General features: G+C 60.0%; 17 protein-coding genes. 13 read left to right on the forward strand and 4 right to left on the reverse strand.

The features are described 5' to 3' along the window. Positions 1-27: 27 nt before the first annotated feature. On the reverse strand, positions 28-1,083 hold the full coding sequence (bioB, locus tag IB250_RS15895) for a biotin synthase BioB (RefSeq protein ID WP_007904183.1): 1,056 nt from the start codon (positions 1,081-1,083) through the stop codon (positions 28-30). A gap of 90 nt (positions 1,084-1,173) precedes the next feature. Between bioB and IB250_RS15900 the strand changes: the two genes are divergently transcribed. The 5 genes from IB250_RS15900 (at position 1,174) to rarD (ending at position 7,092) form a co-directional block, all read left to right on the forward strand. Beyond that, positions 1,174-1,914, forward strand: a complete 741-nt coding sequence (locus IB250_RS15900; RefSeq protein WP_192344818.1) for a ComF family protein — start codon at positions 1,174-1,176, stop codon at positions 1,912-1,914. A gap of 63 nt (positions 1,915-1,977) precedes the next feature. Continuing rightward, entirely contained in the window at positions 1,978-2,742 is a 765-nt protein-coding gene (locus IB250_RS15905) for a TOBE domain-containing protein (RefSeq protein ID WP_192344819.1), read from the forward strand. Positions 2,743-2,958: 216 nt separating this feature from the next. Next, entirely contained in the window at positions 2,959-4,860 is a 1,902-nt protein-coding gene (locus tag IB250_RS15910; RefSeq protein ID WP_192344820.1) for a PhoX family protein, read from the forward strand. A 208-nt stretch (positions 4,861-5,068) separates the two neighbouring features. Next, entirely contained in the window at positions 5,069-6,043 is a 975-nt protein-coding gene (locus IB250_RS15915) for a serine/threonine protein kinase (RefSeq protein ID WP_192344821.1), read from the forward strand. 161 nt (positions 6,044-6,204) lie between these two features. Then, positions 6,205-7,092: an EamA family transporter RarD gene (rarD, locus tag IB250_RS15920; RefSeq protein ID WP_038981175.1), complete on the forward strand. Its 888-nt coding sequence runs from the start codon at positions 6,205-6,207 to the stop codon at positions 7,090-7,092. A gap of 215 nt (positions 7,093-7,307) precedes the next feature. On the opposite strand, the gene IB250_RS15925 is transcribed toward rarD, so the two are convergent. After that, a complete protein-coding gene (locus IB250_RS15925) occupies positions 7,308-7,826 on the reverse strand; it encodes a glycine cleavage system protein R (RefSeq protein WP_123497323.1) in 519 nt (172 codons plus the stop codon). Positions 7,827-8,064: 238 nt separating this feature from the next. Then, on the reverse strand, positions 8,065-8,331 hold the full coding sequence (locus IB250_RS15930; protein WP_192344822.1) for a hypothetical protein: 267 nt from the start codon (positions 8,329-8,331) through the stop codon (positions 8,065-8,067). On the opposite strand from IB250_RS15930, the gene IB250_RS15935 reads away from it, so the two are divergent. Continuing rightward, positions 8,314-10,491, forward strand: a complete 2,178-nt coding sequence (locus IB250_RS15935; RefSeq protein ID WP_192344823.1) for a malate synthase G — start codon at positions 8,314-8,316, stop codon at positions 10,489-10,491. The two genes, IB250_RS15930 and IB250_RS15935, sit on opposite strands and share 18 nt — an antisense overlap. A 169-nt stretch (positions 10,492-10,660) precedes the next feature. Here IB250_RS15935 and IB250_RS15940 read toward each other — a convergent pair whose 3' ends face one another. Continuing rightward, positions 10,661-11,113 carry a response regulator gene (locus IB250_RS15940; protein ID WP_192344824.1) on the reverse strand — a complete coding sequence of 151 codons (453 nt, stop codon included), beginning with the start codon at positions 11,111-11,113 and terminating at the stop codon, positions 10,661-10,663. 264 nt (positions 11,114-11,377) lie between these two features. Here IB250_RS15940 and IB250_RS15945 point away from each other — a divergent pair, with 264 nt between their 5' ends. The 7 genes from IB250_RS15945 to IB250_RS15975 all read left to right on the forward strand — a co-directional run bounded on the left by IB250_RS15945 (position 11,378) and on the right by IB250_RS15975 (position 19,828). Then, positions 11,378-13,318 carry a putative nucleotidyltransferase substrate binding domain-containing protein gene (locus IB250_RS15945; protein WP_192344825.1) on the forward strand — a complete coding sequence of 647 codons (1,941 nt, stop codon included), beginning with the start codon at positions 11,378-11,380 and terminating at the stop codon, positions 13,316-13,318. Then, positions 13,315-14,022, forward strand: coding sequence for a PolC-type DNA polymerase III (locus IB250_RS15950; protein WP_192344826.1), 708 nt, complete (start codon positions 13,315-13,317; stop codon positions 14,020-14,022). The genes IB250_RS15945 and IB250_RS15950 overlap by 4 nt, the downstream gene beginning before the upstream one ends. 248 nt (positions 14,023-14,270) lie before the next feature. After that, the gene (locus IB250_RS15955) at positions 14,271-14,789 is read left to right on the forward strand and encodes an RNA polymerase sigma factor (RefSeq protein ID WP_192344827.1); all 519 of its coding nucleotides are present in this window, start codon (positions 14,271-14,273) and stop codon (positions 14,787-14,789) included. Then, a complete protein-coding gene (locus IB250_RS15960) occupies positions 14,786-15,757 on the forward strand; it encodes a FecR domain-containing protein (protein ID WP_192344828.1) in 972 nt (323 codons plus the stop codon). The genes IB250_RS15955 and IB250_RS15960 overlap by 4 nt, the downstream gene beginning before the upstream one ends. A gap of 257 nt (positions 15,758-16,014) precedes the next feature. Next, entirely contained in the window at positions 16,015-18,444 is a 2,430-nt protein-coding gene (locus IB250_RS15965) for a TonB-dependent siderophore receptor (protein ID WP_192344829.1), read from the forward strand. 77 nt (positions 18,445-18,521) lie between these two features. Then, complete coding sequence (locus tag IB250_RS15970; protein ID WP_192344830.1) at positions 18,522-19,652, forward strand: PepSY-associated TM helix domain-containing protein; 1,131 nt, start codon at positions 18,522-18,524, stop codon at positions 19,650-19,652. Beyond that, positions 19,649-19,828 (forward strand): hypothetical protein, encoded by a 180-nt coding sequence (locus IB250_RS15975; RefSeq protein ID WP_192344831.1) that lies wholly within the window; start codon positions 19,649-19,651, stop codon positions 19,826-19,828. The genes IB250_RS15970 and IB250_RS15975 overlap by 4 nt, the downstream gene beginning before the upstream one ends. The last annotated feature ends 69 nt before the right edge of the window (positions 19,829-19,897 follow it).

A 19,897-nucleotide genomic window follows, 5' to 3' on the forward strand; every position in this document is an offset into this window, starting at 1 on the left:
ATTCCTTCAGAGAAATCGGTGAGGGTTTCAGACAGCAGCGTTATAGAACATCTCGCTGCTCTTCTGCTCCACCAGCGCTTGTTCGATGGCGGCCTGATGCACTTCGTCGGCGTGCTCTTCGCGCGCTTCCGGCAGGATCCCCAGACGCGAGAACAGTTGCATGTCCTTGTCCGCCTGCGGGTTGGCGGTGGTCAGCAGTTTTTCGCCGTAGAAAATCGAGTTGGCGCCGGCAAAGAACGCCAGGGCTTGCATCTGCTCGTTCATCGCTTCCCGGCCGGCGGACAGGCGCACGTGGGATTTTGGCATCAGGATGCGAGCGACAGCGAGCATGCGGATGAAGTCGAACGGGTCGACGTCGTCAGCATTTTCCAGCGGCGTACCGGCAACTTTCACCAGCATGTTGATCGGCACCGACTCTGGATGCTCAGGCAGGTTGGCCAGCTGAATCAGCAGGTTGGCGCGGTCATCGAGGGACTCGCCCATGCCGAGAATGCCGCCGGAGCAGATCTTCATCCCCGAATCACGCACGTAAGCCAGGGTTTGCAGGCGCTCGCTGTACGTACGGGTGGTGATGATGCTGCCGTAGAACTCCGGCGAGGTGTCGAGGTTGTGGTTGTAGTAATCCAGACCGGCTTCGGCCAGGGCGACGGTCTGGTCCTGATCGAGACGACCCAGGGTCATGCAGGTTTCCAGGCCCATGGCTTTCACGCCTTTGACCATTTCCAACACGTACGGCATGTCTTTGGCCGACGGGTGTTTCCACGCCGCGCCCATGCAGAAACGGGTCGAACCGATGGCCTTGGCACGAGCGGCCTCTTCGAGGACCTTCTGCACTTCCATCAGTTTTTCTTTTTCCAGGCCGGTGTTGTAGTGACCGGACTGCGGACAATATTTGCAATCTTCAGGGCACGCACCGGTCTTGATCGACAGCAGCGTCGAGACCTGGACGCGGTTGGCGTCGAAATGCGCGCGGTGCACCGTCTGCGCCTGGAACAGCAGGTCGTTGAATGGCTGAACGAAGAGAGCTTTGACTTCGGCCAAAGACCAGTCATGACGCAGGGTTGCAGTGGTGCTGGCGCTCATGGGCGTTTCCTTGTTTATGCTTGGCAAGCGGCTGGGGAATGGAATACCCACAGACGCGACACGGATGTTCGGCATATTTAAGGAAGAGCGATGCGCTGTCAACCACGATACGAAGGACCGGTTTACATCTGGTTAAAAAACAAACAAACCTGTTTGCTCTGCGCAGAAGCCGCGGACGACATCACCCCAATCTGCATGGCCTGCGAAACCGAGTTGCCCTGGCTGGGCGAGCACTGCCAAACCTGCGCCCTGCCCTTGCCTTCCACGGGCCTGACCTGCGGCCAATGCTTGAAACAACCGCCGGCCTTCGAGCGAGTCGCCGCGCCCTGGACTTACAGCTTTCCGGTCGACAGTTTGATCACCCGCTTCAAGCACAACGCGAAGTGGCCGTTTGGCCGCCTGCTCGCCGAACTTCTCGCTCAGTTCCTGCAACATCGCTTCGATGAAGATCTGGATCGGCCCGATGTGCTGATACCCGTACCGCTGGCCGCCAAACGTCTGCGCCAGCGGGGGTTCAACCAGGCGGCAATGCTCGCCCGCTGGCTCAGCGTCAGCCTCGACATTCCTTGCGATGAAACGCTGTTGCTGAGGGTTCAGGACACCAGTGCGCAACAAGAACTGAATGCCGATGCCCGTAAAAAGAACCTGCGGAACGCCTTTGCACTGGCGCCCGCGGCCTCGATCAAGGGTCGCCATTTCGCATTGGTCGACGATGTGCTGACTACCGGCGCCACCGCCCAGGCCCTGGCTCGCCTGTTGATGGAGGCGGGCGCCGCGCGGGTCGATGTCTACTGCCTGGCCCGTACCCCAAAACCTGGCGACGTGACCTGACTTGACTCCCGCGCGCCAAGCCGCCAACGTCCTCCCCATCGCCACAGCCCAAAGCGTCTCGCCATGTCCTTGCCTACGTTGTTGTCCCAGCACATTGCCCGTCGCCCGCAGCGCATCGCGTTGCTGCAACACATCGCCGAACAAGGCTCGATCACCCGCGCCGCGAAAAGCGCCGGCCTGAGTTACAAGGCGGCGTGGGACGCCATCGACGAGCTGAACAACCTCGCGCAGAAACCGCTGGTGGAGCGTAGCGTCGGCGGCAAGGGCGGTGGCGGCGCCAAACTGTCCAGCGAAGGTGAGCGCGTGTTGCGCCTGTATCAAAAGCTGCAAGCCTTGCAGACTCAGGTGCTGGAAGCCGCCGAAGAAGCCAGTGACCTGGACCTGCTCGGTCGCCTGATGCTCAGAACCAGCGCGCGCAACCAACTGCACGGCAAGGTCGTGGCGATCGATGCACAAGGACGCAACGACCGCATCCGTCTTGAACTGGCCGAAGGTTTGCGGATCGATGCGCAGATCACCCACGACAGCACTCTGCGCCTGGAACTGCAGACCGGCACCGAAGTAGTGGCGCTGATCAAGGCCGGTTGGCTGGAACTGCTGGGCATCGATCAAACCGCAACGCCCGGCAACAATTGCCTGAAGGGCATGATCGAAGAAATCCTCGACGCCGACGACGGCCCCAGCGAAGTGCGCATCGGCCTGCCCAATGGCCAGACACTTTGCGCCCTGGCCGAGCCGCTGCACCTGAAGACCCTCGAACTCACCGCCGGAAAACCGGTACAGGTGCAATTCGCGCCATCCAACATTCTGCTGGGCACACCGCTCTAGATCAGACACCACACAACCCTGTAGCAGCTGCCGAAGGCTGCGTTCGGCTGCGCAGCAGTCGCCATCCGACGTTGGCAATCGCGGTGGCGGGTTTACGACCGCTTCGCGATCGAACGCAGCCTTCGGCAGCTGCTACAAAAAATCAATGCAGCGGCTGCAACAAAAGCTTCATCGACCACCATTAAGGTGGCTGCAAAAACCCGCAGGGAGCCTGATGTGAGCTTATTAGAAGACAACCAACCCACCGACCTCGAAAAAATGGTCGGCCTCAGCCGTCGTGGCTTCATCAGCGCGGGTGCCCTCTGCGGTGCGGCGATGTTTCTCGGTGGCAACCTGCTGAGTCGCAGCGTGCTGGCCGCCAGCGTCAGCGCCGGTTCCAGCAAACTGTTGGGTTTCGACAGCATCGCCGCCACCACGACCGATACCATCACCCTGCCGCCGGGCTACAAATCTTCGGTGTTGATCAGCTGGGGCCAGCCACTGCAAAAAAATGGCCCGGCGTTCGACCCGAGCGGCAATGGCACGGCCCAAGCGCAGGAAGTCCAGTTCGGCGACAACAACGACGGCATGAGCCTGTTCGAATTCCCCGGTGAAAAAGACCGGGCGCTGATGGCGATAAACAACGAATACACCAACTACCGCTACCTCTACCCCCACGGCGGTATGCCGCAATCGGCGGAAGATGTGCGCAAGGCCCTGGCCTGCGAAGGTGTGTCGGTGATCGAAGTGCAGCGCAAGAACGGCCAGTGGCGGTTCGTCCAGGGCTCGCGCTACAACCGGCGCATTCACGGCAACGCGCCGATCAGCCTGAGCGGTCCGGCGGCAGGTCACGAGCTGATGAAAACCAGCGCCGACAAACACGGCAAGAACGTCCTCGGCACCTTCCAGAACTGCGCCAACGGCAAGACGCCGTGGGGCACTTATCTGACCTGCGAAGAGAACTTCACCGACTGCTTCGGCAGTAGCAATGCCGAGCAGAAATTCGATGCCGCGCAGAAACGCTACGGCGCGGTGGCGGCCAGTAAAGAAATCAACTGGCATCAACACGATCCGCGCTTCGACCTGGCGAAAAACCCCAACGAACTCAATCGTCATGGCTGGGTGGTGGAAATCGACCCGTTCGATCCTCAGTCGACGCCGGTCAAACGCACCGCGCTGGGCCGCTTCAAACATGAAAACGCCGCACTGGCCGAAACCAATGACGGTCGCGCCGTGGTGTACATGGGCGACGATGAGCGCGGCGAGTTCATCTACAAATTTGTCAGCCGCGACAAGATCAACCATAAAAACCCCAAGGCCAACCGCGACCTGCTGGACCACGGCACTTTGTACGTGGCGCGCTTCGATGCGGGCGACGGCAATGCCGATCACCCGAAAGGCCAGGGCGAGTGGATCGAACTGACCCATGGCAAAAACGGCATTGATGCCAGCAGCGGATTTGCCGATCAGGCCGAAGTGCTGATTCATGCACGCCTCGCAGCCAGCGTTGTGAACGCTACGCGCATGGACCGCCCGGAATGGATAGTCGTCAGCCCCAAGGATGGCCAGGTCTATTGCACGCTGACCAACAACGCCAAGCGTGGCGAGGACGGGCAACCGGTGGGCGGGCCGAACCCGCGCGAGAAGAACGTCTACGGGCAGATTTTGCGCTGGCGCACTGACCGTGACGATCATGGCTCGAAAAGCTTTGCCTGGGATCTGTTTGTGGTCGCCGGCAACCCGGGCGTCCACGCCGGCACGCCGAAGGCCGGCTCGTCGAACATCACCCCTCAGAACATGTTCAACAGCCCGGACGGCCTGGGCTTCGACGAGGCCGGTCGCCTGTGGATCCTCACGGATGGCGATTCGAGCAATGCCGGTGATTTCGCGGGCATGGGCAATAACCAGATGCTCTGTGCCGACCCGGTGACCGGCGAGATCCGCCGCTTCATGGTCGGGCCGGTGGGCTGCGAGGTGACGGGGATCAGCTTCTCGCCGGATCAGAAAACCTTGTTTGTCGGGATCCAGCATCCGGGGGAAAACGGTGGGTCGACGTTCCCCGAGCATCTGCCCAACGGCAAGCCGCGGTCTTCGGTGATGGCGATTTCCCGCGAGGATGGCGGGATCGTCGGCGCCTGATAAACGCCCCCCTCATGATCGTTCCCACGCTCTGCGTGGGAATGCAGCAAGGGACGCTCTGCGTCCCAAAATCGGACGCGGAGCGTCCGGCGAGGCGCTCCCACGCAGAGCGTGGGAACGATCCCATAGGAACGATCCCCCTAAAGAAGCCCCGTCTGCGCTACCATGTTTGGCCCGACGCGGCAGCCTGCTGCGCGCAGGAGTCAGCATGGCCCACCCGTTTGCAACGCTCACCCCAGACCTCGTGCTCGATGCCGTCGAAAGCATCGGCTTTCTCAGCGACGCCCGCATTCTGGCGCTCAACAGCTACGAGAACCGTGTCTATCAGGTCGGCATCGAAGACTCCGAACCGCTGATCGCCAAGTTCTACCGCCCGCAGCGCTGGACCAACGAAGCGATTCTCGAAGAGCACCAATTCACCTTTGAACTCGCCGAATGCGACGTACCGGTGGTCGCGCCGATGATTCACAACGGTGCCAGCCTGCACGAACACAACGGTTTCCGCTTCACCCTGTTCCCCCGCCGTGGCGGCCGTGCGCCGGAGCCGGGCAATCTCGATCAGCTGTATCGCCTGGGGCAACTGCTCGGTCGCCTGCACGCGGTCGGCTCTACCAAACCGTTCGAACACCGTGAAGCGCTGGGAGTAAAGAACTTCGGTCAGGACTCGCTGACGACATTGCTCGAAGGCAATTTCGTACCCAAAAGCTTGCTGCCGGCCTACGAGTCCGTGGCCCGCGACCTGCTCAAGCGGGTCGAAGAGGTCTACAAGGCCACGCCGCACCAGAACATCCGCATGCACGGCGATTGCCACCCCGGCAACATGATGTGCCGCGACGAGATGTTCCACATCGTCGACCTCGACGACTGCCGCATGGGCCCGGCGGTGCAGGATATCTGGATGATGTTGGCGGGTGATCGTCAGGAATGTCTGGGGCAGTTGTCGGAATTGATGGACGGCTACAACGAATTCCACGACTTCGACCCGCGGGAACTGGCGCTGATCGAACCGCTGCGCGCCTTGCGCCTGATGCACTACAGCGCCTGGCTCGCCCGTCGCTGGGACGACCCGGCCTTCCCTCGCAGCTTTCCGTGGTTTGGTACCGAGCGCTATTGGGGCGATCAAGTGCTGGCGCTGCGTGAACAATTGGCTGCGCTCAATGAAGAGCCACTGAAGCTCTTTTAAATTCAATATCAAAAGATCGCAGCCTTCGGCAGCTCCTACAGGTGTACGCAATTCCTCCGTAGGAGCTGCCGAAGGCTGCGATCTTTTGCTTTCAGACACGACACATCTATACAACCTCCTTACAATCCCCCTCTTTGTTAGCTGCCTAAGCAAGGATTCTCATGCAAGCCGCCAACCCGCGTCGCGGGTACATCCTGGGCCTGAGTGCCTACATCATCTGGGGCCTGTTCCCGCTCTACTTCAAAGCCATCGCCAGCGTGCCCGCCGTGGAGATCATCATCCACCGAGTGCTTTGGTCCGCGCTGTTTGGTGCTTTGCTGCTACTCGTCTGGAAGCATCCCGGCTGGTGGCGCGAGCTGCGTGAGAACCCGCGACGGCTGGCAATCCTGGCTCTGAGCGGCACGTTGATCGCCGCCAACTGGCTGACCTACGTCTGGTCGGTGAACAACGGGCGCATGCTCGAAGCCAGCCTCGGTTACTACATCAACCCGCTGGTAAACGTGTTGTTGGGGATGCTGATCCTCGGCGAACGACTGCGACGCATGCAATGGCTGGCGGTTGGCCTGGCGGCGGTCGGTGTTGCGCAGCAAGTGTGGCAAGTCGGCAGTTTGCCCTGGGTGTCGCTGGTGCTGGCATTGACCTTCGGCTTCTACGGATTGATCCGCAAGCAGGCACCGGTCAAGGCGCTGCCGGGGCTGGTGGTGGAAACCTGGATGCTGGTGCCGATTGCTGTCGCCTGGCTACTGTTCAATCCGACGGCGAGCAGCGCACAAGCCGAATTCTGGACCACCTCTGAAGCCTGGTGGCTGGTGGCGGCAGGTCCAGTGACGCTGGTGCCGCTGGTATGTTTCAACGCCGCCGCCCGGCATTTGCCCTACACCACCCTCGGATTTCTCCAGTACCTGGCGCCGACATTGGTGTTGCTGCAAGCCGTTTTGCTGTTTGGCGAACACTTGTCGTCCAGCACGCTGGTGGCGTTCATCTTTATTTGGGCCGGTCTGGCGGTTTACAGCGTCGATGCGTGGATAAGTCTGCGCCGCCGCAGCTGATCAGAAAACGTACAAATCTCTACAGGCCACGTCTCCCGTGGCCTGCATCCATCCTTCCCAAGGTTATCCACAGTGTGATCCCCGGCGTTTGTGCGCAAGTCACTGAAACTGCTGGTTTTTTGATCAGATCCTGAAGAGTACCGGCCGACGTGGCCTGGCGAGGTGTCTCTACAGGTTATCCACAGGCAGGTGCACGTATAACTTGGATAACCTTTTCAGGGTTCGCTGCGCAGCACCAATTCGACCATCAGATCGTCCGCCAGGGTTTCCAGGCGCGATTGCAGCACCTCCAGCGACAAAGTCAGTGGCACCGCGAGAATCGCTTCAGCGTGGAACAAAGGCTCGCTGCTCATCGGCGCCGGGCGTACTTCGGTCACCAGACTTTCCAGGTTCACGCCCTGTTCGCTCAGCAGGCGCGTAATGTCTCGCACGATGCCCGGACGATCATTGCCCACCAATTCCATGGCAATCGGCTTCCAGGTGCAGGATTGTTCAATGCCGCTTTCGGCGATCATCACGCGAATCCCCTGGGCCGACAGTCCCTGTAGGGCGTCTACCAGTTCATCGTAAGCCTCGGCCGGTACACCCACCCGAAGGATCCCGGCGAACTGCCCGGCCATCCGCGACATGCGGCTCTCCAGCCAGTTGCCACCATGCTCGGCAATGCATTGGGCAATGCGCTCGACCTGCCCGGGCTTGTCCAGAGCGAATACCGTGAGTACGAGGTGGTTCATGGCGCAGCCCTCTTGTCATGACTTTTGTTATAGAAAAACAAGTATAGGCAAGGGTTGATCTTGCGCTGAATCGGCTGTCGTCTTCGCGGACACCCACCAACAATCCTGCCAAACCATAAATCGTGTACAAGTTTTTATATTTAACTGGAACAATCCAATAGTTTTTTGAGAACATCCCGTTCCTCGCCATGACCGCAATGCGTCATGGGGTCGCAGAACGACGTAATTAGTCTAATTTTCACAACCGCAATTCATCATGTAGTATGCCGCAGCGCGCACTACATAACGCTGGATCGATGTCTGCCGCAGGTGTCGTCGCAACCCCCGAAAGCCCTGTCAGCAAGGCCGCAAAGCCGTTGATCGGATCGAACCCAGCCGCCAGCAATGGCATGTACTGGTAGATGGGTTTGTGGTTTAAATGGCCAGAGGCTTCATTGTTAAATTGAAGAGCTGAAAAGCGAAATAGCTGAGCAGAGTGAGGCAAGCAATGACTGAACACGTTCAAGTCGGTGGCCTGCAGGTCGCCAAAGTCCTGTTCGACTTCGTGAACAACGAAGCCATTCCCGGTACCGGCCTCAACGCCGACACGTTCTGGGCCGGTGCCGACAAGGTCATCCATGACCTGGCGCCGAAGAACAAAGCCCTACTCGCCAAACGCGATGATTTCCAGGCACGTATCGATGCCTGGCACCAGGCTCGTGCAGGTGTTGCGCACGATGCGGTGGCCTACAAAGCCTTCCTGCAAGACATCGGTTATCTGCTGCCAGAAGCGGCTGATTTCCAGGCAACGACACAAAACGTCGATGACGAAATCGCCCGCATGGCCGGTCCACAGCTGGTGGTGCCGGTGATGAACGCGCGCTTCGCGCTCAACGCCTCGAACGCCCGCTGGGGTTCGCTGTATGACGCGCTCTATGGCACCGACGCCATCAGCGAAGCGGACGGCGCGGAAAAAGGCAAAGGCTACAACAAGGTTCGCGGCGACAAGGTCATCGCCTTCGCCCGCGCCTTCCTCGACGAAGCCGCGCCATTGGCTGCCGGCTCCCACGTCGACTCCACCGGCTACAAGATCATTGACGGCAAACTGGTGATCGCCCTCAAAGGCGGCAGCAACACCGGCCTGCGCGACGATGCGCAACTGATCGGTTTCCACGGCGATACAGCGGCTCCAACTGCGATCCTGCTGAAAAACAACGGCCTGCACTTCGAAATCCAGATCGACGCCAGCACCCCCGTCGGCCAGACCGACGCGGCCGGCGTCAAAGACATCCTGATGGAAGCCGCGCTGACCACCATCATGGACTGCGAAGACTCGGTCGCCGCCGTCGATGCCGATGACAAAGTGGTGATCTACCGCAACTGGCTCGGCTTGATGAAGGGCGATCTGTCGGAAGAAGTCGCCAAGGGCGGTCAGACTTTTACCCGTACCATGAACGCCGATCGCACCTATACCGCCCTCGACGGCAGCGAACTGAGCCTGCACGGTCGCTCGCTGTTGTTCGTGCGCAACGTCGGTCACCTGATGACCATCGATGCGATCCTCGATAAAGACGGCAACGAAGTACCGGAAGGTATTCTCGACGGTCTGCTGACTTGCCTTGCGGCGATTCACAGCCTCAACGGCAATAGCTCGCGCAAGAACAGCCGTACCGGCTCGGTCTATATCGTGAAGCCGAAGATGCACGGCCCGGAAGAAGCGGCGTTCACCAACGAGCTGTTTGGTCGCATCGAAGACGTGCTGGGCTTGCCACGCAACACCCTCAAAGTCGGGATCATGGACGAGGAGCGCCGTACCACGGTCAACCTCAAGGCCTGCATCAAGGCTGCCGCCGAGCGCGTGGTGTTCATCAACACTGGCTTCCTCGACCGCACGGGCGATGAAATCCATACCTCCATGGAAGCCGGCCCGATGGTGCGCAAGGCCGACATGAAGGCTGAAAAATGGATCAGCGCCTACGAGAACTGGAACGTCGATATTGGCCTGAGCACCGGCCTGCAAGGTCGCGCCCAGATCGGTAAAGGCATGTGGGCCATGCCGGACCTGATGGCAGCGATGCTCGAACAGAAAATCGCTCACCCGATGGCGGGTGCCAACACCGCCTGGGTCCCATCGCCGACCGCCGCCGCGCTGCACGCGCTGCATTACCACAAGGTCGACGTGTTCGCCCGTCAGGCCGAGCTGGCTAAACGTGCTCGCGCTTCGGTGGACGACATTCTGACCATCCCGCTGGCCGTCAACCCAGACTGGACCGCGGAGCAGATCAAGAACGAACTGGATAACAACGCCCAGGGCATTCTTGGCTACGTGGTGCGCTGGATCGACCAGGGTGTGGGTTGCTCGAAAGTGCCGGACATCAATGACGTCGGCCTGATGGAAGACCGTGCGACGCTGCGTATTTCCAGCCAGCACATCGCCAACTGGCTGCGCCACGGCATCGTCACTGAAGATCAGGTGATGGAAAGCCTCAAGCGCATGGCGCCGGTGGTTGACCGTCAAAACGCCAACGACCCGCTGTACCGTCCGTTGGCACCGAATTTCGACAGCAATATCGCCTTCCAGGCGGCGGTCGAATTGGTGGTGGAAGGCACCAAACAACCAAACGGCTACACCGAGCCGGTTCTGCACCGTCGTCGTCGCGAATTCAAGGCTGCCAATGGCCTTTGAGTAAACGCTGACGCCGGACATGAAAAAGCCCTGATCGAAAGATCAGGGCTTTTTTGCTTCAGATTGATCGTTCCCACGCTCCGCGTGGGAATGCAGCCCGGGACGCTCCGCGTCCAAAAACGGACGCAGAGCGTCTATGGAGGCATTCCCACGCGGAGCATGGGAACGATCACGGCAAAGACTCAATCCCCAGCTCATGCTTGACCAATTCAAGCAGTTTGCCGCTATCGATGGGCTTGAGCAGAAAGTCCACTACGTGCAAGTGCATGGCTTCGATGGCATCCTTCACGTCGGCGTCGCCGGAGACGATGATGATCGGCAACGCCGCACGCGCCGACTCCCGCACCTGACGAATCAAATCCAGACCATCGACATGCCGCATTCGCAGGTCGGTAATCACCAACCCGATTGATGACTTCGTCTCCAGTAATTTGAGCGCCGTTTCGCCACTGGCCGCCATCATGCAGTGAATGCCGTCCAGCCCCAGAATTTCCGACAGCAATTCCCTGGAGTCCTTATCGTCATCGACGATCAACACCCGCTGCGGCGGCAAGTCTGGTTCCAACATGACGGCACTGAGCGCTTCGCGCTCGGCATCACTCAAAATATCGTGGTCGGACATGGCTTTCTCAACGTTTTCGATTCGATCCCTGACACAGTGGTCAGACATCGCTCAGCAGACTTCAATGTGCACTTCGTCGGAAACTTTTCCAATAGACAATGTAGGAGGTTTTTCCCACAGTTGTGTCAGACATTTCCCATATTCCGACCGTAACACTGCCTACCTAGACTTACGTCCAATGGGCACCCTGCCCGTAGGGGCCGACCATGCCTGTAACGATCTGACACAACGATCCGACACAACAATCAGAAAAAGACTGCGGTAATGGTTATGAGTAAAGCGGACGCCTTCACCCAGGCAGGGAAAACCGCGGTGTTGCAGAACATCCAGGGCACTTTGCAATTCCTACAGCGCTTCCCGCCGTTCAATCAGATGGAAAACGCCCACCTGGCCTATCTGGTCGAGCAATGTCAGCTGCGTTTTTATGCCCCCGGCGAAAGCATCATCAAACCTGCCGATGGCCCGGTTGAGCATTTCTACATCGTCAAACAGGGCCGGGTCGTGGGCGAACGCCCGCACACGGCCAAGGGCGGGACGGAAACTACCTTCGAAATCACCACCGGCGAGTGTTTTCCCCTCGCCGCGCTACTGGGGGAACGGGCGACTCGCACCGAACATCTGGCGGCCGAAGATACCTTTTGCCTACAGCTGAATAAGCTGGCGTTCATCAAACTGTTCGCACTTTCCAGCCCGTTTCGCGACTTTGCCCTACGCGGAGTCAGCAGTTTGCTGGATCAGGTCAACCAGCAAGTTCAGCAAAAAGCCGTGGAAACCCTCGGCACCCAGTACTCGCTCAATACCCGACTGGGTGAACTGGCCATGCGTCACCCAGTGACTTGCAGCCCGATCACTGCGCTACGTGAAGCCGTAACGCTGATGCACAATCAACAAGTCGGCAGCATTGTGGTGGTTGATGAGCAAAAGGCGCCGCTGGGCATTTTCACCCTGCGCGACTTGCGACATGTGGTGGCCAACGGCACCAGCGACTTCAATGAAGCCATCGAAGGACACATGACCCGGGCGCCGTTTTACCTGACGCCGGACCACAGCGCCTTCGATGCCGCGATTGCAATGACCGAACGGCACATCGCCCACGTCTGCCTGGTCAAGGATCAGCGCCTGTGCGGCGTGGTCTCGGAACGCGACCTGTTTTCCCTGCAGCGGGTCGATCTGGTGCATCTGGCGCGGACTATTCGCAGTGCCCTGAAGCTGGAAAACCTGGTGGCGATGCGCGGCGAGATCGGCCAATTGGTGGAGCGGATGCTGGCCCATGGCGCGTCCTCGACCCAGATCACCCACATCATTACCCTGCTCAACGACCACACCGTGTGCCGGGTGATCGAACTGGTGCTCGCCGAGAAAGGTGACCCCGGCGTGCCGTTCAGTTGGCTGTGCTTCGGCAGCGAAGGCCGCCGCGAGCAGACGCTGCACACCGATCAGGACAACGGCATTCTGTTCGAGGCCCGCGACGCGGCCCACGCCGCCGAGATTCGCGGCAAGTTGCTGCCCATCGCCCAGCAGATCAATCAGAACCTGGCGCTGTGCGGCTTCACTCTGTGCAAAGGCAACATCATGGCCGGCAACCCCGAGCTGTGTTTGTCCCGGGCCGAATGGGCGCGACGTTTTGCGGCGTTTATCCGCGAGGCGACTCCGGAAAACCTGCTGGGGTCGAGCATCTATTTCGACCTGCGCGTGGTCTGGGGCGACGAGCGAGGCTGCGAGCAACTGCGCCAAGGCATTCTCGATCAGGTCGGCGACAACCGCTTGTTCCAACGCATGATGGCCGAAAACGCCCTGCGCAACCGCCCGCCCGTGGGCCGTTTCCGCGAATTCGTGCTGGCGCGCAAGAATGGCGAGAAAGCCACCCTCGACCTGAAGCTCCAGGGCCTGACTCCCTTCGTCGACGGTGCGCGAGTGTTGGCCCTGGCCCACGGCATCGACGCCAACAATACCCTGGAGCGTTTTCGCCAACTGGTAGACAAAGAGGTCATTGAGCGGCTGGACGGCGCGGCGTATGAAGAGGCGTATCACTTCATCCAGCAAACCCGCATGCAGCAACATCAGCTACAGACCCGGGAGAATTTTCCCTACTCCAACCGCGTCGATCCCGACAGCCTCAATCATCTGGACCGACGCATCCTGCGTGAATCCCTGCGCCAGGCCCAACGCCTGCAAAGCAGCCTGACCCTGCGGTATCAGTTATGAGCCTGTTTTCATGGCTGCGCCCGGTCAGCCCCGTTTTGCCCGGCGAACTGCAACAACGTCTGGAGTGCTTGCCTGCCGTGGCCGAGCTGGGCGATTGCAGCCTGCGCGAACAACGCTGGGTAGTACTCGACCTGGAAACCACCGGGCTGAACCTGAATAAAGATCGGCTGTTGTCCATCGGCGCGGTGGTGATCGAGGACGGGGCGATCGATTTCAGCCGGCAGTTCGAACGCACGCTGCAATGCACCGAACTCAAACTCGGCCCCAGCGTGTTGATTCACGGTCTGGGCCCGAGCGCCATTGCCGCCGGCAGCGACCCCGCGCAAGCCTTGCTCGAATTCATGGAGTTCGTCGGCGACAGTCCGGTATTGGCGTTTCATGCGCCGTTCGACCAGCACATGCTGGGGCGGGCGCTGAAAGAACATCTGGGCTACAAGTTGCAGCATCCGTTTCTGGACGTGGCTGACATCGCGCCGCTGCTTTGTCCACAGGCACACATTCGCGAGGCCGGGCTGGACGAGTGGATCGACTGGTTCAAGCTGGAGGTTTTCGAGCGGCATAACGCCAGTGCCGATGCCTTGGCGACAGCGGAGCTGGTGCTGATTCTGTTCAGCCGGGCGCGACAGCAGCAGATTCATAGCCCGTTGAATTTGCAGCAGCGGCTAAGTCAGTGGAAGCGGCGGCGACAGGCTCCGTCTTTCTAGATCTTCGGTGACTGTTCGGGCCCCATCGCGGGCAAGCCACGCTCCCACAGGTTTTTCGTCGTCCGCCGATTTCGCAAGCGGCACAAAACCTGTGGGAGCGTGGCTTGCCCGCGATGAACGATAACTTGGTCTGACTGGATATCCCCCCGCCAAAACCACCCGACCAGCACCAATTGCTTACCTCCCCCGCCTCTGCCACAATCGCGAACAATTCTCGTTACTTAACACTTCCCCTTCGGTGATGTTGCGTGTCGTCAGTCCAAAGCCCCCAGAGTGAGCTCGTTGGTGCGTTGTATCGCGACCATCGCGGTTGGCTATTAGCCTGGCTACGGCGCAACGTGGCCTGCCCGCAACGGGCCGAAGACCTGAGCCAGGACACTTTCGTGCGCTTGCTGGGCCGTGACGAACTGAAGGCGCCTCGCGAACCTCGGGCATTTCTGGTGGCGATCGCCAAAGGCCTGCTGTTCGACTATTTCCGCCGCGCCGCACTGGAACAGGCCTACCTCACCGAATTGCTGCTGATCCCCGAAGGCGAACAACCCTCGGTGGAAGAACAGCAACTGATCCTCGAAGACCTCAAAGCCATCGACCATCTGCTGGGCAAGCTCTCGAGCAAGGCCCGGGCGGCGTTTCTCTATAACCGTCTCGACGGTCTCGGTCACGCCGAAATCGCTCAGCGCCTGGGGGTGTCGGTGCCGCGGGTTCGTCAGTACCTGGCCCAAGGCATTCGTCAGTGCTACATCGCGTTGTACGGTGAGCCAGTATGAGCCCGGTCAACTCCAAGCCCGTGTCGGCGCAGGTGCTGGATGCCGCGATTGCCTGGCAACTGTCGCTGGATTCCGGTAACGCGGTCGAGCGCGAAGAGTTCGCTAAATGGCACGCCGCCCACGAAGAACATGCTCGGGCGTGGCGTCAGTTAGGCATGCTGGACCAGCGTTTCAGCGTCGCCAGCGGCCCGGCCCGCACTGCCCTGCTGCAATCGCGCGAAATCATCCGGCGACGGGTGCGCAAGCTCGGCAGCGGTCTGGCCAGCGTCGTCGCGGTGATCGGCCTGGTGCTGTTCGCCGGTGATCGTTATCTGCCCATCGACTATTGGCTGGCCGACCAGCGCACCGCCACTGGCGAGCAGCGCACCCTGCGCCTGAGCGACGGCACTCAGATCAACTTCAACACCCACAGCGCAGTGGATGTGCGCTTCGATGAGAAGCAGCGGCTGATCGTCCTTCAGGAAGGGGAAATCCTCGTCGAAACCGGCCATGGCGATGCCCGGCCGTTTATTGTCGAAACTCGCGAAGGCAGCATGCGAGCACTGGGGACACGGTTCCTGGTCAAGCGTGAAGATCAAGGCACACGCCTGAGCGTGTTGCAATCAGCGGTAGCCGCCCATCCCGAATCAAGTTCCGAGGAACAGATCCTGCGCGAAGGCCAGCAAGTGCTGATGCGCAGCAATGGCCTGGACCCGATCATCGCCCTCAACCTCGGCGCCGATGCCTGGACCCGCGGCATGCTAGTGGTGGACAACGCGCGGCTAGAGGATCTGGTCCAGGAACTCGCTCGCTATCGTCGCGGGCATCTTGGCGTCACGCCAGAGGTCGCCGACCTGCGCATCACCGGCAGCTTCCCGCTGAACGATACCGACAAGGCGTTGAGTGCGCTTTTACCGACCCTGCCGGTGCAGATCGAACAGCACACGCCGTGGTGGGTGACGGTGACGAAGGCTGACGCCAAGCCCTGAATTCAGCGCAGATCCTGTGGGAGCGGGCTTGCTCGCGAAAGCGGTGTCCCAGGCAACATTAATGTCGACTGACACGCCCTCTTCGCGAGCAAGCCCGCTCCCACATGCATTGCGCATAACTGGCTGGCATTAGGGCAAGTCCCCCTCCCCACATTAGAAATGGCCGAATAGAAATTATTTTCATCTCGCCCTATCACTTTTGAATTCTCGTCCGGCATCTAGGCAATTGAGAAATATTTCCATTCAGGAGCCGCTGTATGTCCCGTTCGCTAGACACCGTGTTGCGCCCCCGTTTGCTGGCGGTCGCCATTGCCCTTTGCGCCCCTTTGGCCAGCGGTCCACTGATGGCCGCCGAACAGGCGTCCAGTGTTCGCGCCTACAACCTGCCCGCTGCGCCTTTGGCCAGCACCCTGAATCAGATTGCCAGCCAGGCCGGCTTGGCGCTGTCGTTGAATCCATCGCTGGCGGCGGGCAAGACCTCGGCCCCGGTGAAGGGCCAGTTCGACGCCACCGGCGCCCTGCGTGAAGCCCTGCGTGGCACCGGCCTGCAACTGGAACAGAGCAGCGCCGGTACGTACAGCCTGGTGGCCGTGCCCGAGGGCGTAATGGCCTTGCCGGAAACCGCCGTCATTGGCCTGGAAAATGCGGAAACTGCCTGGAGCCCGGTCGAAGGTTATGTTGCCACGCGCACCGCCACTGGCACCAAGACCGACACCGCGCTCGTCGAAGCGCCGCGTTCGATATCCGTCGCTACCCGCCAGCAAATGGAAGATCGCGGTGTGCAAAACCTCGATGACGCTGTGCGTTACATGCCTGGCATCGTCGCCAGCAGCTTCGGCAGTGACACCCGCGCCGACTGGTTGCTCGTGCGCGGTTTCGAACCGACGCAATTCCTCGATGGCCTGCCACTGCCAAAAGGCGTCTACGCCAATCCGAAACAGGAAACCTGGAACCTTGATCGCCTCGCCCTGTTGCGCGGCCCGGCCTCTTCGGTTTACGGCCAGACCCCGCCGGGCGGTCTGCTGGACATGGTCAGCCGCCGTCCCAGCGCCGAGTCGAGCAACGAAATTCAGGTGCAATACGGCAGCGACAACCATCGTCAAATCAATTTCGCCAGCACCGGCAAGATCAATGACGACGGTCGGTTTATCTATAGTCTGAGCGGTGTATTGCGCGACAGCGGCTCACAGGTCGATCACATCGATAACAAACGCTACAACATCGCGCCGAGCCTGACCTGGAACATCGACGAAGACACCAAATTCACCCTGCTGACGCAATTCACCCGCGACGATACCGGCATTACCAGCCAGTTTCTGCCTGTGCAAGGCACCAAGATCCATTCGCCGCTCGGTGATATTTCCCATCACAAAAACCTTGGTGACCCGGACTGGGAATACTACGACCGCACCTATTACGCACTGGGTTACGCCTTTGAACATCGCTTGAATGATGTCTGGCAGTTCAAGCAGAACCTGCGTTACACCAAGTCGGACCTGTCCTTCCAGGCCCTCACCCCCGGCGCCTACCCGTTCACCCAAGTGGATGCCGAGGGCAATGTTGGCCGTTCGAGCACCAGTGTCGACGAGGACATCAGCCAGTTCGCCGTGGACAACAACTTCCAGGGCGACTTTGCGACCGGCGACATCCGTCACACCCTGTTGATCGGCCTCGATCACCAGCGCACCAATACCAACTACACCTCGATCTTCGGTGACGGTCTGACCACCAACGTCAACAACCCGATCTATGGCCAGCCAATCGTTCGCCCGGCGCGCTCGACGGCGTTCTATGACTATGACCAGAAGACCTACCAGAGCGGTTTGTACGTCCAGGACCAAATGGCCCTCGACCAATGGCGTCTGACCCTCGGTGGTCGTGAGGACTGGGTCCATACGGGCACCAAATTCTTCAACAAAGATGATGCCACCAATACCGAACGGGACAAGAAATTCAGCGGCAACGCAGCGATCAGCTATGTGTTCGACTCGGGCTTCGTGCCCTACCTGTCCTACGCCGAGTCGTTCCAGCCGACGAGCAAAGCCGTGGCATCGCCGACCGAGTCGTTCAAGCCGACTGAAGGCAAGCAATGGGAACTGGGCATCAAGTACCAACCGCCAGGCAGCAACACCCTGCTGACGGCTGCGGTCTACGACCTGACCCAGAAAAACGTCTCCGTCACCACGACCAACGCGGACAATGTCTCGATTACCAGCCAGACCGGCGAAGTGAAGGTCAAAGGCCTGGAGCTGGAAGCCGTTTCCGACGTCACCGACAACCTGAAAGTCATCGCCGCCTACACCCTGGCCAAGTCCGAAGTACAAAAGGGTGACTTCAAGGGCAATCGCCTGCAACTGATGCCTAACCAGCAAGCCTCTCTGTGGGCTGATTACACCTGGCACAACGGTGTGCTGGATGGTTTCGGCATCGGTGCCGGCGCACGCTACACCGGCAATACTTATGGCGACCAGGGCAACACCTGGCTGGGCAAGGCTGATGCCTACACGGTGTTCGATGCGGCGGTTCATTACGACTTGGGCCGTCTGGATAACAGTCTGAAAGGTGCGTCACTGGCATTGAATGCCACCAACCTGTTCGACAAGGACTACATCTCCACTTGCGACAGCTTCTACTGCTACTACGGCGACCAACGCAGTGTCGTCGCCAGTGCTACGTACAAGTGGTAATCGCCTGAACTGACACGCCCAAGACCCGAGCCGTCCTACCTGGACGACTTTGGTATTTCTGAAGGCTATGAAGTGAAATGAAAAGCAAAACCATCCGCCGCTGGTCATTCGTTCACACCTGGACCAGCCTGATCTGCACGGTATTCCTGTTGATGTTGGCCCTCACCGGCCTGCCGTTGATCTTCCACCACGAGATCGACCATCTGCTGGGCGATGCCGCCGAGTTGAAATCCATGCCGGCCGATACCCCGCAGCTGAATTCGCAGCAGTTGGTGCAAGCGGCTGAAAAGCATCGTCCTGGCGACGTCGTGCAGTATTTCGGCTACGACGACGAAGACCCCAACGGCGTCATCGCCATCATGGCGCCCACCGCCGGCACCGAGCCGAACTCGTCCCACACCTTCATGCTCGACGCTCGCACCGGCGAAGCATTGGAAATGCCCTCGGCCAATGGCGGCCTGATGATGGTCATGCTGCGCCTGCACGTGGACATGTTCGCCGGCCTGCCGGGCAAGTTGCTGCTGGCGTTCATGGGGATTCAGTTTGTGCTGGCGATCGTCTCCGGGACGGTGCTGTACCTGCCGTTCATGCGGCGTTTGAAGTTCGCCACCGTGCGCCACGACAAATCCACTCGCTTGCGTTGGCTCGATCTGCATAACCTGATCGGCGTGGTGACGCTGACCTGGGCGTTGGTGGTCGGAGTGACTGGCGTGATCAGCGCCTGCGCCGACTTGTTGATCGCCGCGTGGCGCAACGACAGCCTGAGCGCGATGGTCGCGCCTTATCGCGATGCGCCACCGCTGACTCAATTGGCGCCTGCGACCCGTCTGCTCGACATCGCCAAAGAAGTCGCGCCAGACATGCAGCCCGATTTCATAGCCTTCCCCGGCACGCGATTTTCCAGCGAACACCATTACGCCGTGTTCATGAAAGGCAGCACTCACCTGACTTCGCACCTGTTGACCCCGGTGCTGATCGACGCCAGCACCCTGCAAGTCACGGCGGTGGCCGAACGGCCGTGGTACATGGACGCCATGGGCATGTCGCAGCCGCTGCACTTCGGTGATTACGGCGGCATGCCGATGAAAATCCTCTGGGCGATCCTCGATGTGCTGACCATCATCGTGCTCGGCAGTGGTGTTTATTTGTGGGTGGTACGGCGCAAGGTCGCGAAACCTGTGCTCGAAAACGCGGAGTGCCCGACATGAGGCCGAGACAGTCGAGTTTCTGGAAAGTCTTCGCCACGCCCACCGTCATCGCCCTGCTCAGCGCCGCCGGGCTGTTTGCCGCGTTGCTGGGCGATGGCGTGTGGGATGCATTGAGCTGGCTCGGGCTGGGCATCCCTGCCTTCCTCGCCCTGCGCGGATTTCTGCAACACCGCTAAAAACCTACAAGGGTTAAAGCCATCTTGAGCTATCGGGTCAACGCGCTATGCTGCCGACACTGCCCATGA

This window comes from Pseudomonas sp. PDM09, from assembly GCF_014852305.1.
Lineage (GTDB): Bacteria > Pseudomonadota > Gammaproteobacteria > Pseudomonadales > Pseudomonadaceae > Aquipseudomonas.

Coding starts and splice junctions, on each gene's coding strand:
- bioB (WP_007904183.1), bottom strand. CDS start 1,083: ATGAGCGCCAGCACCACTGCAACCCTGCGTCATGACTGGTCTTTGGCC.
- IB250_RS15900 (WP_192344818.1), top strand. CDS start 1,174: ATGCGCTGTCAACCACGATACGAAGGACCGGTTTACATCTGGTTAAAA.
- IB250_RS15905 (WP_192344819.1), top strand. CDS start 1,978: ATGTCCTTGCCTACGTTGTTGTCCCAGCACATTGCCCGTCGCCCGCAG.
- IB250_RS15915 (WP_192344821.1), top strand. CDS start 5,069: ATGGCCCACCCGTTTGCAACGCTCACCCCAGACCTCGTGCTCGATGCC.
- rarD (WP_038981175.1), top strand. CDS start 6,205: ATGCAAGCCGCCAACCCGCGTCGCGGGTACATCCTGGGCCTGAGTGCC.
- IB250_RS15925 (WP_123497323.1), bottom strand. CDS start 7,826: ATGAACCACCTCGTACTCACGGTATTCGCTCTGGACAAGCCCGGGCAG.
- IB250_RS15935 (WP_192344823.1), top strand. CDS start 8,314: ATGACTGAACACGTTCAAGTCGGTGGCCTGCAGGTCGCCAAAGTCCTG.
- IB250_RS15940 (WP_192344824.1), bottom strand. CDS start 11,113: ATGTCCGACCACGATATTTTGAGTGATGCCGAGCGCGAAGCGCTCAGT.
- IB250_RS15945 (WP_192344825.1), top strand. CDS start 11,378: ATGGTTATGAGTAAAGCGGACGCCTTCACCCAGGCAGGGAAAACCGCG.
- IB250_RS15950 (WP_192344826.1), top strand. CDS start 13,315: ATGAGCCTGTTTTCATGGCTGCGCCCGGTCAGCCCCGTTTTGCCCGGC.
- IB250_RS15960 (WP_192344828.1), top strand. CDS start 14,786: ATGAGCCCGGTCAACTCCAAGCCCGTGTCGGCGCAGGTGCTGGATGCC.
- IB250_RS15965 (WP_192344829.1), top strand. CDS start 16,015: ATGTCCCGTTCGCTAGACACCGTGTTGCGCCCCCGTTTGCTGGCGGTC.
- IB250_RS15970 (WP_192344830.1), top strand. CDS start 18,522: ATGAAAAGCAAAACCATCCGCCGCTGGTCATTCGTTCACACCTGGACC.
- IB250_RS15975 (WP_192344831.1), top strand. CDS start 19,649: ATGAGGCCGAGACAGTCGAGTTTCTGGAAAGTCTTCGCCACGCCCACC.